Here is a 13,256-nt window from a genome sequence, read left to right on the forward strand (position 1 = left end):
GTCGGGGTCGCGCCCTGCTCTCACCGCTCGCGCGTTCCCTCCCGATGGTCGACCCGACCGTCAGTCGTCACCGGCGCCGGTCGCCTGCTCGCCATCGGCCTCGGCAGCCTCCTCCGCGGCGATCTCGCGGTCCGACCGCGGCCCCTCCAGGTCGACTGTCGGCAGGAGGTCACGGAGATACCGGCCGGTGTGGGACTCGTCGGTCCGGGCGACCGCTTCGGGGGTGCCCGCCGCGACGACTTCGCCGCCGTGCTCGCCGCCCTCCGGCCCGAGATCGACGATGTGGTCGGCGTTTTTGACGAGATCGAGTTCGTGCTCGATGACGACGACCGTGTTGCCGTCGTCGGTCAGCCGGTGGAGCACGTCGATGAGCTTGCGCTCGTCCTCGGGGTGCAGGCCGGTGGTCGGCTCGTCGAGCAGATAGAGGGTTTCCCCGGAGTCTTTCTTCCCGAGTTCCTCGGCGAGTTTCACGCGCTGTGCCTCGCCGCCCGAGAGGGTGGTCGACGGCTGGCCCAGTCGCATGTAGCCCAGGCCCACGTCCTGCAGGAGTTTCAGCCGCCGGCTGATCTGCGGGTGGCTCTCGAAGAACTCGGCGGCCTCGTCGACGCTCATCCCCAGCACGTCGGCGATGGTCGCGTCCTTGTAGGTCACGTCGAGCGTCTCGTCGTTGTAGCGGGCGCCACCACAGGACTCGCAGTCGACCTTGACGTCCGAGAGGAAGTTCATGTCGATCGTGACGGTTCCCTGCCCGCTACACTCCTCACAGCGGCCGCCCTTGACGTTGAACGAGAACCGCCCCTTCTCGTAGCCGCGCTGTTTGGCGAGGCTGGTCTCGGCGAACAGTTCCCGGATGTGGTCGAAGACGTTGGTGTACGTGGCAGGGTTCGAGCGCGGCGTCCGGCCGATGGGCGACTGGTCGATGAGCCGGACCGTCTCGACGTGTTCCAGTCCCTCGATGTCGTCGTGGTCGCCGGGGTCGACGGAGGTGTTGTCGTTCATCCGCCGGGCCAGCCCCTTGTAGAGGATGTCGTGCATTAGCGTGGACTTCCCGGACCCCGAAACTCCGGTAATGGCGGTGAACGCGCCCACCGGGAGGTCCACGTCGAGGTCTTTGAGGTTGTGCTGGCGCGCGCCACGGACGGTGATGGTGCCGTCGGCGTCGCGGCTCGCGTGTCCGTCGTCCCCGCTCGCTCCATCCGTGCCCTTTCGACGGTCGGGCACGCGCCGCGTCTCGGGGACCGGGATCGCTCGCTCCCCGGCGAGGTAGTCGCCGGTGACCGACTCCTCGGCCGCGATCACCTCGTCGAAATCGCCGTCGACGACGATTTCGCCACCGCGCTTGCCCGGACCGGGCCCCATGTCGATGATGTTGTCCGCCCGCCGCATCGTCTCGGTGTCGTGTTCGACCACGAGCAGGGTGTTCCCGAGGTCCCGGAGTTCTGCCAGGGTGTTCAGTAGACGGTCGTTGTCCCGCTGGTGGAGGCCGATGGAGGGCTCGTCGAGGACGTAGAGGACGCCGACGAGGCCGGAGCCGATCTGCGTCGCGAGGCGGATGCGCTGGCTCTCGCCGCCCGAGAGGGTGGCGGCCTCCCGGTCGAGCGTGAGGTACTCCAGGCCGACCTCGCACATGAACCCGAGGCGGGCGCGGATCTCCTTGAGTATCTCCTCGGCGATCTTCGTGTCGCGTTCGTCGAGGTCGGCTTCCATCTCCTCGAAGTGTTCCAGCGCGTCGCCGATGGACATCCGGTTGACCTCGGTGATGGTGGTTCCGTTCACGAGGACGGCCCGGGATTCCGACTTGAGTCGGGTCCCCTCACAGGCCGGGCAGGTGGTGACGGCCATGTACTCCTCGATGTGCTCGCGGGCGCGGTCGCTGTCGGTCTCGACGTGCCGGCGCTCCAGGTTGGGGATGACCCCCTCGAACCGCTCGGTCTTCTCCCGGGTGCCGTTCTTGGTCGTCCACTCGAAGTGGACGACGTCGTCCGTGCCGTAGAGGAACTGCCGGCGGATGTCGGGGTCGAGTTCCTCGAAGGGTGTCCCGAGGTCGACGCCGAAGTGCTCGGCGACGTTGTCCAGCTGGCGGGAGTAGTAGGTCCGGTTGTAGCTCCAGGGCTCGAAGACGTGCTTCAGCGGTTTCGAGGGATCGGTGATCACGAGGTCCTCGCTGACCTCCTTGGTGGAGCCGATGCCCTCACACTCCGGACAGGCGCCGTAGGGGGAGTTGAACGAGAACGACCGCGTCTCGATCTCGGAGATGTCGATGTTGCAGTGGGTACAGGCGAGGGCCTCGGACATTTCGACGACGAGGCGGTCGTCGGCTCGCGGGTCGGTCCCCTCCCCGCTCGCCCCGTCCGAGGCGCTTCGCGCCTCGCGCGCCAGATCCCCCGTCGAGCGGACGGACGAGCCGCCGAGTTCGACGTCCTCGGGCGGGTCGGGCAGGATCACCTTGAGGACACCCTCTCCCTTTTCGAGGGCGGTCTCGACGGAGTCGGTGATGCGCGAGCGGGCGTCGGGGCTGACTTTCACGCGGTCGACGATCACGTCGACGGTGTGGTCGTAGTTCTCGTCCAGGTCCGGCCTGTCCATCGTCAGGTCGTAGGCCTCGCCGTCGACCTCGACGCGGGCGTACCCCTCGCTCACGAGGTCGTCGAAGAGGTCCTCGAAGGCGCCCTTCTGGTCGCGGACGACCGGCGCGGCGAGCTTCGCTTTCGTCCCTTCGGGGAGGGCCACGATGCGAGAGACCATGTTCCCCGCGCTCTGCTCGCCGACCTCGCGGCCACACTCGGGACAGTGTGGCGTCCCGACGCGGGCGTAGAGCAGTCGGAGGTAGTCGTGGAGTTCGGTGACGGTCCCGACCGTCGACCGCGGGTTGTTGGCGGCGTTTTTCTGGTCGATGCTGATCGCGGGCGAGAGCCCCTCGACGTTCTCGACCTGCGGTTTGTCCATCTGCCCGAGGAAGTTCCGGGCGTAGGCCGACAGCGACTCGATGTAGCGCCGCTGGCCCTCGGCGTAGACCGTCTCGAATGCGAGCGAGGACTTCCCCGAACCCGACAGGCCCGTCACGACCGTCAGCTGTTCCCGCGGGATGGAGACGTCCACGTCCTTCAGGTTGTGTTCCTCCGCCCCGCGAACCTCGATGTGGTCCTTGCTCATCTAGACACGCCCACGGGCGGGGCCAGTGAAACACTGTCGGTTCCCACTCGGCGCCCGGCCGGGCACCGCGAGCGCTCGATTGCGCCTCCCCAACCGACGCCGCGACCCCGCTCTCACGACCGAGGACGAGAGATCGGAGTATGAACCCCTCTCACGCCCGATTTCGTCGGTGAAAATACGGTTTCGAACGGTGAGAACGCCGGCTCGAGCCGGGTGCTGGGAGAATCAGTTAGGATACTTACTCGATGGCTGTGATTATTTATTGTGCAAGCGACCGTTGTGAAGAAGTGATGCCTGCTACAGTGTATGCGGTTGCCGGCGGCAAGGGTGGTGTCGGCAAGACGACGACCGCTGCGAACCTCGCAGCGACGCTGCGGGCGACGGGACGGGAGGTCGCGCTCGTGGACGCCGACCTCGCGATGTCCAATCTCCAGGACCTCATCGGCCTGGCACACGACCCGACACTGCACGACGTCCTGGCCGGGACGGCGACGCTCTCGGCGGCGCTGATCGAGGAGTCCGAGGACGTCCTCGACACGGCGGGTCGGCTCGACATCCTGCCGGGGTCGACCGACCTCGACGACTTCGCCCGGGCCGATCCCGAGGGCCTGAACGAGGTCGTCGACGAACTCGCCACCGAGTACGATACCATCGTGCTGGATACGGCCAGCGGCGTCACCCGGGAGACGGCCGTCCCGATCCAGCTCGCCGACGAGACAATCGTCGTGACGACGCCCCGCGAGGCGGCGGTCCTCGACGCGAAAAAGACCGTCGAGTTCGTCGAAAAGGTCGGTGGTTCCGTCGCCGGCCTCGTCGTCTCCCGCGTCTGTCACGGCCTCGACGAGGGCGACGTCGTCGAGACCGTCGGCGTCGACCACTTGGCGACGGTCCCCGACCTCGACGTTCCCGGCACCGACCCGCTTCGGCCCTACCGGACGCTGCTCGTCCGGCTACTGATCGGCAGCGAAATCTCCGCCGCCGACCCGGCCGCCGTCCTCGATATCGAGGGCGTCACCCCCCGTATCACCGAGACCCTCGAACCCGTGCCGGTCGCCGACGACGCCCCCGACGTCACCGACGCACCCGAGGCTCCCGACGAATCGGAACTCGACGACGAGCCCGACGTGCGCGTCGAGACGACTGCCGACACCGGGGACGCCGGCGACGAGGAATCCGGGTCCGGCGGTGACGACGCGTCGACGGCGGGCGACTCCGAGGAGAACGGCGGTCGGATCGACCGCTTCGTCAGCGCCATTTCCGGCAACGACGACTGAGTCTAGCCGTCTCCACCCTCGCCGCCACTTCTCTCAGTTCCCGCTTCGTTTTCGGTCTCGCCCGCCAGCGACGGCTGTGCGACGATACTGCCGAGCGTGCCACAGACCAGCGGGTACGCGAGGGCGGCACCGAGCGTCCACAGTCGGTCGGGGTACAGCACCCCGAACTGCGTGAACGCGAACGTCCCGACCAGCGCGAGCAGGAGGTAGCCGATGGTCATGGCCGCGCCGGTCGCCACGGCGACGAACGCGTCCTGCTCGGGCGGCCGGTACCAGTAGGTGAACAGGCCGCCGGCGACGGTCAGCGCGACCACCGGAATCCCGTAGTACGCCCAGGGGATCGCCGCGCCGGACACCGGGTTCGGAATGCGGCTGATGACCGTCGGGTCGGCGGAGACCACCGGGATCGTGTGTGCGTTGTAGAAGATGAACCCGACGCCGACGAGCCTGTCGACGATCCCCCCCTGGAGGGGAGCGATGCCGACGAGCATGTAGCCGACGACGGCGAGGTAGCCGACGATGAACGCGCCGACCCCCGCCGCCAGCCCGACCGGCCACGGGAACGCCTCGGCCCGTGCCCGCAGGCCGTCAGCCGCTCCGCCACTCGCGTCGCCGTCCGTCACGTCTCGTTGTGCCACACCGGATGCCCGACCCGATGTCGAAAAAACGTTCCGGCGGCTGTCAGACCGCTGTCAGACCGTCTCGGGGAGCCAGCCGCCCGACACCTCGACGTTCGCGCCGCTGATGTAGTCGCTGTCCTCGTCGAGGAAAAAGAGGAGCGGCTGGACCATGTCCTCGAAAGAGGCCGGGCGGCCGCGGGGCAGGTCGTCGGGGAACTCGTCGGAGTTCTCGACGACGTACGGGGAGACGGCGTTGACCGTGACCCCCGACTCACTGGTGTCGGCCGCGAGCATCCGCGTGAACATCAACACGCCCGTCTTCGCCACGAAGTACGGGAAGTTCTTCGGGCTCACGAGTGCTCGCTCGCCGCTGGCGTAGCCGACGTTGACGATCCGGCCCCACGCCTGCTCGCGCATCGCCGGGAGTGCCGCCTTCGCACAGAGGTAGGTCCCGTTCAGGTTCGTCTCCAGGACGGTCTGCCAGGTCTCGAAGTCGATGTCCTCCCAGTGGCGGGGGGCGAACGCGCCGACGTTGTTGACGAGGATGTCGACCGTGTCGAGGGTCGCCTCGACGGACTCGAACATGGCGGCCACGTCGTCGGGGTCGGTCACGTCGGCCTCGACGGCGGCGGCCGCGACGCCGTGTTCGCGGGCGCGGTCGGCCACCTCCGCGGCGGCGTCGGGGCTGGTCCGGTACTGGACTGCCACGTCCGCGCCACAGGCCGCGATGGCGAGCAGGAACTCCCGGCCGACGCCTTTCGCGCTCCCGGTTACCAGTGCCGTCCGCCCCGCGAGGTCGGGTGCGAGCATACCCCCGCTTCGGGTCGAACAGGCTTAATCGCCGGTGGTCCGGGGGCGGGGGTCCGACGGGGCCCGTCAGTCGTCCTCGCTGTCGATGTCCACGTCCGGGTTGGGCGTTCCGGTCGCGGGCTCGGGGCCGAGTTCCGGCCGCGGAGCCGGCCCGGTCCCGGTGTCGGTGTCGGCGTGGTCCGGACCGAAGAAGCGGTCCCAGATGACCAGCACCGAGGGGAGCACGAACACGGAGGCCACGAAGGCGTAGAAGATCGACAGCCCCGTGAGGATGCCGAACTGGCCGATGGCCGGGAACAGCGCCAGTGCGAGGACGCCGATGCCCGAGACGGTGGTGACCATGCTGCCGAGCAGGGCGCCGCCGGTCCCGCGGACGGTGCGGTCGAGCGCCGTGTTCAGGTCGTTCATTTCGCGCTCGTCGGCGAAGCGGTGAGTGACGTGGACCGAGTAGTCGATCCCCAGCCCGATGGTGATGGCGAGGATCGTCGCCGTGATGGCGTTGAACGGGATGTCGAAGAACCGCATCGACGCGGCGACCAGCGTGACCGTCATCACGATGGGCACGATGTTGGCCGCTCCGAGGCTCGCAGCCCCCTCGAACAGCCGGTAGGCGAACAACAGGAACAGCGTCGCGCCCGCGAGGGCAACCGCGAGGCTGACGAGTGCGGATTCGAGGATCACGTCCGAGACCGCCTGGAAGACGACGATCTGACCCGTCGCGATCGCCGTCATCTGGTAGTCGTCGGCCACTGCGCGGGCGTCGTTCGTGACCACGCTCTGCTCGGCGTCGGACTTGACCGTGTAGACGACGCGAGCACTCCGACGGTCCGCGGTCATGTACTCCAGGGCCCGGTCACGCGAGTCCGAGGCCAGCAGGTAGTCGTATATCTCCCCGAGGTCGTCGTCCGGGACGCCGTTGTCGTTCAGGTCGTTCCGGGCGACCAGGCGCGCGAACTCCTCGTCGCGCTCGGCCCGCTGCTGGATCACCGAGAGGATGCTCGTCGGCTGGGCCTCGCGGTCGGAACTGACGAACGAGTCCGGCGGGTTCTGGTTGGCCTTGTGGATACTCTCCAGGGCGTAATCTTTCTCCATCGGTCCCTCGACGTATATCGTGGCCGACGAGGACTGCGTGGAGCTGAACTTGTCTTCGAGGAAGTTCGTCGTCTCGGTCACGGTGTAGTCGTTGGGCCGGAACGGCTCCGGGAGGTCCATGATCCAGTCGGGGTTGTCCTCCGGTGGGAGGAAGTCCTCCTGTGCGAAGGAGGTGTCGACGCCGGTCGCGTAGTAGCCCGCGCCAGCCGTCCCGACGAGGACGATGAGCAGGAAGGCGACCGGCGCAACGTCGGAGATGGACACGCCGATCCGGAGTACCCCCGATAGCTTGGAGTCCTCGGAGCCGAGCGGCGTCGTACTGAACGTCGGGATCGGGTAGTCCTCGCGCCTGTAGTCCACCCACGTCTTCAGCGCCGGGAGGAAGATGCCGAAGATGAGGAACGTGAAGACGATGCCGATGGCGGCGACCAGTCCGAAGTCCTGGATCGGCGGGAGGCTGGAGGTGAAGTTCGACGCGAACCCGATGACCGTCGTCCCGGTGACGATGAAGAAGGCGACGATCAGCTGGTCGGTCGTGATCCGCATCGACTCCGAGATGCTCTTGCCGGTGATCGTCTCCTCGCGGTAGCGGTTGATGGCGTGGATACCGAAGTCGATCCCGACCGCCAGCAGCAGGGGCGGCACCGCGATGAGCATCTGACTGAAGGCGATGCCGGCCAGCCCCATGAACCCGAACGTCCAGATGATCGTCATCGCGAGCGCGGAGACGCCGAGCAGGAGGTCGACGAGGTCGCGGTAGGCGACGATCAGAAAGAGCGTGATGAGGATGACCGCCGCGGGCACGACGATCAGAAGCGAGTCGGTGATGACGCTGGAGAACTCGTTGGCGATGATCCCCGAGCCGAAGACCGTGATCCCGCCACCGACCGACTCGACGACGAACTTCGACCGCTCCTGGAGGGGCGTCAGCGGGCTGGAGCCGCCCTGTCCCGACCCGGTCGAGAGGCCCGCTGGAATCTCGTGGTCGACGATGCCGATGGTCGCCGACGCGGAACTCGACCGGCGGTTGAAGTCGTCACTGACGATGCTGGCGAACCGCTCGTTCTCCGCCGCGGCCCGCCGGACGGCGGCGTCGATCTGTCCGGGCGTCGCGTCCTCGACGGCCTCGCGCTGTTCGGCCGGCGTCCTCGCCGACGGATCGAGCTGTCGCGCGACGATACCCGCCGCGCTCGACGTGGAGGTGACCCGGAGGCTCGGCCGGCCGTTCAGCCGCTCCTGTGCCGTCAGCATCCGGACCAGCGCCGGCTTCGAGAGTACGTTCGGATGTGACTGGATGAGCTGTGTGCTGCCGGTGTCCGTGCTGAAGGGCGGATTGAAGTCGGTCTGGACCTCGTCGAAGGCCTCCTCTGCCGGGAGCCCGGTCGTGAACTGCGAGGTGCCGGCCGCGGTGCTGATGTTGCCCAGGCCGAGCGTGAACACGGCCGTCAGGGCGAGGAAGGCGAGGATGATCCGGCCGGGCCGGTTGACGATGGCGTCGTCGATCCGGTCGATGACTCGCTGGTAGTCCATTGCCTAGTCGCGGAACCTGATGAACGCGCCGATACCGATGACCAGTGCCGCGCCGATGCCGATGAGCGGGAGCGGGAGACCGCCACCCCCCTCCTGCTCGGTCACCTGCACCGGCACGCGCTTGGTGTTCGAGACCTGCGTGTCACCCTCTTCGTCGTCGTACTGGAAGTCCAGTTTGAGCGGGTAGGACTTCGCGCTGGCGCCGCTGGCCGAGACGGTGAAGTTGATCGTCTCGGACTCGCCGGGCCCCAGTTCGTCGATGAACGCCGTCGAATCCGCCGCCGTGATCGGGTCCTCGTCGAACAGTTTCGCGTCGATGTTGGTCAGCGTCTCGTTTTTCTGGTTGGTGACGCGCACCTGCATCCCCGCGGAGCCGCCGTTCTGGACTGTCCCCTCGACGACCTCGACGGCGAAGGTGTCCAGTTGCCTGCCGACGGTCTGTCGCGTCAGCAGTTCGTCGCTGGCGCGCTGGTCACCGTCCTGGTTGCGGTACTCCGTCACGAACGAGAACTGGCGGGGGCCGGCGTCGGCGCCCTCGTTGATCTCGACGGTGAACTGGAAGTCCGTCGATTCGCCGGGCTGGAGGTTCCCGATGGAGTACTCCCGCTCGGTGGGATTGACGTTCTCGTTTTCGGTCGTGAACTGGATAACGGCGTCGCTGACGGTCGTCTCGCCGTCGTTGGTGATGGTCCCGCGGATGGCTCCCTCGTCACCGACCCGGAGCGTGTTCGAGACGTTCGAGAGGGTGAAGCCGGTCTCGGGCGCGGGTGTCAGCCCGAGCGAGATCGGTCTGGACTGCCCGGCGTCGTCGTCCTGGTCGTCGTAGTTGACCGTCGCCCGGAGCGCGTAACTCCGCGTCTCGGCGCTGTCGGTCGCGGTCACGTCGAAGGTGAGTTCCCGCTGCTCGCCGGGCGCCCAGTCGCCGACGAACCCGCTCGTCGACCCGGACTGCCCGAACACGATGTCCGAACTCGTCGATTCGAGCGCGACCGTCGCGTCGTTGACCGGGATTGACCCGGTGTTCTCCATGGTGAGCGTCAGCGAGCCGGTGTCACCGACCGCGACCGTGCTCTCGATGTCGACGACGCTGAAATCCTGTTCCGGCTGTGGGGTCACGCCGAGCGAGAGCGCCGAGGACTGTCGGGGCGTCCCGTCGCTGTCCTCGAAGTTCGCCGTCGCGGTGAACGAGTACTGTTGTTGCTCGGCCGTCGGCGCCGTGTTCGCCTGGTAGGAGACCGTCCGGACCTCGCCGGGTTCCCACTCGCCGACGTACCGGCTCGCCTCGGCGGACTGGCCGAACGTGACGTCCGCGTTCTGCGAAGCGAGCGCGACGTTCGTATCCGAGGCCGTCTCGCTGCCGACGTTCTCCATCGTCACGTCGATGGTGCCGGCCGAGCCGACCCGCATGTCCGTCTCCGTGTCGACGATCTCGAACCGTGCGCGGTCGTCGACTTCGATCTCGACATCGAATCTCCGCTTCGTGTAATCGGTGCTCCTGGTCCCCTCACTCAGCGAAATGTACGCCGTGTGCTCGTACTCGACCACCGCTTCGAGTTCGTACGTGCCTGGTTCGGCGTCTTCATCGATCGAGACGGCGAAGGGCAACTGTGCCGTCTGCCCGTTCGGGAGCGAACCGAGCGTCTGTGTTCCGGTTCTGATTTCGACCGGGGCCCCGTTTCGATTCACTGTCACGTCGACCCCGCGTGCTGTCTGAACTTCGCTATTGAGCGCAGGATTACTGTTCGATCCTCTGTCGAGGTCTCCGGAGTTCGAAAGTGTCAACGTCACCTGTGCGTCCTCTCCGGCCACGAACGTGTTGTCCGGGACTGTCGCCGATAGATCCGGACTTCCCCATATCCCCGCCTGCTGTGCCACCCCGACGGCCGGCGCCGCGACCAGTCCGACTGTCAGTAACACCGCAACGTGTTTCCGATTCATGTATGCCTGATGACTCTCCGGTTGCTTACCTTGACTGAACGTTCATTCAACACAAGTACCTTTCGACTCGGACCGAGACTGCCGAAAACGAGTCGAAAGGCTATTAACGAGTGACTGAATATTCATTCAACAATGGCAGAGCGGATGGGCGCGTTCGAAGGCGAGCCGGGCAGCACCCGCGAGGCGATCATGCAGGCGACCTACGACGCGCTGGCCGAACACGGGTACGCGGACCTGACGATCCAGCGGATCGGCGACGAGTTCGAGAAGAGCAAATCCCTGCTCTATCATCACTACGACAGCAAAGACGACCTGCTGATCGACTTCCTGAGCTTCATGCTCGAACAGATGGCCGAGGACATCCCTTTCGAGGAACAACCCGACGCCTACCAACAGCTCGTATTCGCTTTCGACCACGTCTTCGAGAACCTCCTCACGCCGGACCGACTGGATTTCATCGGGGCGATGACCGAACTGCGCGCACAGGCCGCCCACGACGGGTCCTTCCGCGAGCAGTTCACCGCCAACGAGACCTTCATCCGGTCCCGAATCGTCGAGATCATCCAGGACGGGATCGAGGAGAAAACCTTCTGCGAGGTCGACCCCCAGCGGGTCGCCGACACGCTCCTGACGATACTCGACGGCGCCTTCGTCCGCTATACGACCATCGAGGACGTCGACATCGACGTCGTCCACGAAGAACTGAACGAGTACATCCGTCTCCGCCTGCTCGCCGACGGGTACGACGCCGCCGACTGACTCACTTTTCGCCGTCGCGCGCCCGGTCCTTCCAGGCTCGCTCCTGTGCGCGTTCGGTCACGTGTCGCCGCCCGTCCGCGATCTCGTCACGCGCCCGCGTCTCGAAGGCCGTCACGTCCGCCAGGAACTCCTCCTGAAACGACTCCACCACGTCGTAGGACCACCGGTCCTCGTCGATGACGCCGCGTGGCAGGTACCGATCCCGGAGCGCGTCCGCCAGGTCCGTTCGCCCGCACTCGCGAAGCGCCGTCTCCGCCGCCGCCAGGTGGTCCATCGCGTGGCCCGTGTTGTGGTGAAACTCCACGAGGTGGCCGTGTGCCCGGTGGAGCCACTCGGCACCGAGTTCGACCTGGTGGAGCGCCTCCCGCTCGCGCTCGCCGATCTCGTCCGTCAGTTCGTCGTTCCGTGCCATCTGTTAGTATTTGTCACGCTCGGTCTTGAAACTGTCGCGCCGCGACGACCACAACGGATACGTAATCGGGGGCCCGCGGTACCCACATGGATCGCCGCCAGTTCCTGACGGCGACGGCCGGGGCCGCGACGCTCCCGGCGGTCGTCGGCGGAGCCTCCGCCAGCACGACACAGTCCTCCTTCGGCCCGCTCGGGCGTGTTTCGGTCCCGGGAATCAAAGAGACGGTCGTCGACGAGAGCGGCACCGTCGCCGTCGCCGCCGTGGACGACGGCTTCGTCACCATCGACATCGCCGACCCGGCGAACCCGACCGTCCTCGCCGAGCGTCGCGGCCTCCTCGCCGACCGACCCAACGGCCCGATGGCGGAAATCTACGACGTGAAGTACGACGACGGGACCCTGCTCGTCGTCGGGCCTGCCAACTCCGGCAGTCCGCGCGCCGCCCTGTTTTTCGACGTGTCCGACCCGGCGGCGCCCGAACGACTCGGCGTCTACGACACCGGCTACCCCATCCACAACTCCGATTTCGACGACGGTATCGCCTACCTCACCGCCAACACGTCGGGGAGCAACGGGCTCGTGATGGTCGATCCGAACGACGGCGACCCCGTCTCAGTCGGGTCGTGGTCCATCACCAACGCCGAGTCAGACTGGACCGACGTGAGCACCCGGCTCTGGTCGCTCCACGACGTGTACGTCCAGGACGACATCGCCTACCTCGCACACTGGGACGCCGGCACGTGGATCGTCGACGTGAGTGACCCCGGGTCGGTCGAACCGGTCGCGAAAGTCCGGGGCCGGGACCCGTCCGCGTTCGCCGGGATGGGGATGTCACAGGTCGCCTTCGAGCAGACCCAGCCCCCGGGCAACGACCACTACACCGCGGTGAACGAGGACGCCTCGCTGCTCGGCATCGGCGTCGAGTCCTGGGACCTCCGGCCCGACGACGGCCGGGGCGGGCCCGGCGGCGTCACGCTCTGGGACATCTCGACGCCGAGCGACCCACAGCGGCTCTCCCGGATCGACCCGCCGCCCTCCTCGGACCCCTCCTACGCCGGCATCTGGACGACCTCCCACAACTTCGACTTCCAGGGCGACCGGCTGTACACCTCCTGGTATCAGGGTGGCGTCCGCGTGTTCGACATCAGCGACCCGGCCGCCCCCGTCGAGATCGCCAACTACCGGAACACCGACGAGACGAGCTTCTGGACCGCCCGGTACGCCACCGAGGACTGTTTCGTCGCCCCGAGCGGCGAACACCCGAACCGGGACCTCCCCTACCGGCTCTACACCTTCCCGATCCCCGACGACGACCCCGTCGCGGGGCCGCCGACGGCGGTGCCCGACGGGAACCCCGCGGGAACCACCACGACGGCCGGCGGGACGACGACCACGCCCGCTGGAACGACGACGACTCCCGCCGAAACCACGACCACGCCAACCGGAACCACGACGACTGCCGACGCCGGCGGGTCAGCGACGGAGACCGACACGCCGACGCCGACCACCGAGGCCAGCGATGCGGGGGGCGACACGACGGCCGGGAGCGGCCCCGGGTTCGGCGTCCTCGGCGCGCTCGCCGGCCTCGGGTTGGGCGCCTGGCGGCTCCGCGAGCGCCGCGGGGACTGACCCGCTGGGGCCCGACGGCCCGCACCCGCGAGCCGTGGCC

At 67.4% G+C, this 13,256-nt stretch carries 9 protein-coding genes; 3 read left to right on the plus strand and 6 right to left on the minus strand.

Features of this window, described 5'->3' with window-relative positions; genetic code table 11:
• Window positions 1–60: 60 nt before the first annotated feature.
• Window positions 61–3,153 carry an excinuclease ABC subunit UvrA gene (gene uvrA / locus MUG96_RS03630; protein ID WP_246986587.1) on the minus strand — a complete coding sequence of 1,031 codons (3,093 nt, stop codon included), beginning with the start codon at window positions 3,151–3,153 and terminating at the stop codon, window positions 61–63.
• Between the two features lie 290 nt (window positions 3,154–3,443).
• Between uvrA and MUG96_RS03635 the strand changes: the two genes are divergently transcribed.
• Window positions 3,444–4,427, plus strand: a complete 984-nt coding sequence (locus MUG96_RS03635; RefSeq protein ID WP_246986589.1) for a MinD/ParA family ATP-binding protein — start codon at window positions 3,444–3,446, stop codon at window positions 4,425–4,427.
• 2 nt (window positions 4,428–4,429) lie between these two features.
• On the opposite strand, the gene MUG96_RS03640 is transcribed toward MUG96_RS03635, so the two are convergent.
• The 4 genes from MUG96_RS03640 to MUG96_RS03655 all read right to left on the minus strand — a co-directional run bounded on the left by MUG96_RS03640 (window position 4,430) and on the right by MUG96_RS03655 (window position 10,165).
• Complete coding sequence (locus MUG96_RS03640) at window positions 4,430–5,065, minus strand: DUF7978 family protein (RefSeq protein ID WP_246986591.1); 636 nt, start codon at window positions 5,063–5,065, stop codon at window positions 4,430–4,432.
• 54 nt (window positions 5,066–5,119) lie between these two features.
• Window positions 5,120–5,857 carry an SDR family NAD(P)-dependent oxidoreductase gene (locus MUG96_RS03645; protein WP_246986593.1) on the minus strand — a complete coding sequence of 246 codons (738 nt, stop codon included), beginning with the start codon at window positions 5,855–5,857 and terminating at the stop codon, window positions 5,120–5,122.
• A 66-nt stretch (window positions 5,858–5,923) separates the two neighbouring features.
• Window positions 5,924–8,479: an efflux RND transporter permease subunit gene (locus MUG96_RS03650; protein WP_246986595.1), complete on the minus strand. Its 2,556-nt coding sequence runs from the start codon at window positions 8,477–8,479 to the stop codon at window positions 5,924–5,926.
• 3 nt (window positions 8,480–8,482) lie between these two features.
• The gene (locus MUG96_RS03655) at window positions 8,483–10,165 is read right to left on the minus strand and encodes a COG1361 S-layer family protein (RefSeq protein WP_246986597.1); all 1,683 of its coding nucleotides are present in this window, start codon (window positions 10,163–10,165) and stop codon (window positions 8,483–8,485) included.
• 384 nt (window positions 10,166–10,549) lie between these two features.
• Here MUG96_RS03655 and MUG96_RS03660 point away from each other — a divergent pair, with 384 nt between their 5' ends.
• The gene (locus tag MUG96_RS03660; RefSeq protein ID WP_246986599.1) at window positions 10,550–11,176 is read left to right on the plus strand and encodes a TetR/AcrR family transcriptional regulator; all 627 of its coding nucleotides are present in this window, start codon (window positions 10,550–10,552) and stop codon (window positions 11,174–11,176) included.
• 1 nt (window position 11,177) lies between these two features.
• Here MUG96_RS03660 and MUG96_RS03665 read toward each other — a convergent pair whose 3' ends face one another.
• Complete coding sequence (locus MUG96_RS03665) at window positions 11,178–11,588, minus strand: hypothetical protein (protein ID WP_246986601.1); 411 nt, start codon at window positions 11,586–11,588, stop codon at window positions 11,178–11,180.
• Between the two features lie 86 nt (window positions 11,589–11,674).
• On the opposite strand from MUG96_RS03665, the gene MUG96_RS03670 reads away from it, so the two are divergent.
• The gene (locus tag MUG96_RS03670; RefSeq protein WP_246986603.1) at window positions 11,675–13,216 is read left to right on the plus strand and encodes an LVIVD repeat-containing protein; all 1,542 of its coding nucleotides are present in this window, start codon (window positions 11,675–11,677) and stop codon (window positions 13,214–13,216) included.
• Window positions 13,217–13,256: the final 40 nt, after the last annotated feature.

The organism is Halorientalis marina (assembly GCF_023028345.1).
GTDB lineage: Archaea > Halobacteriota > Halobacteria > Halobacteriales > Haloarculaceae > Halorientalis > Halorientalis marina.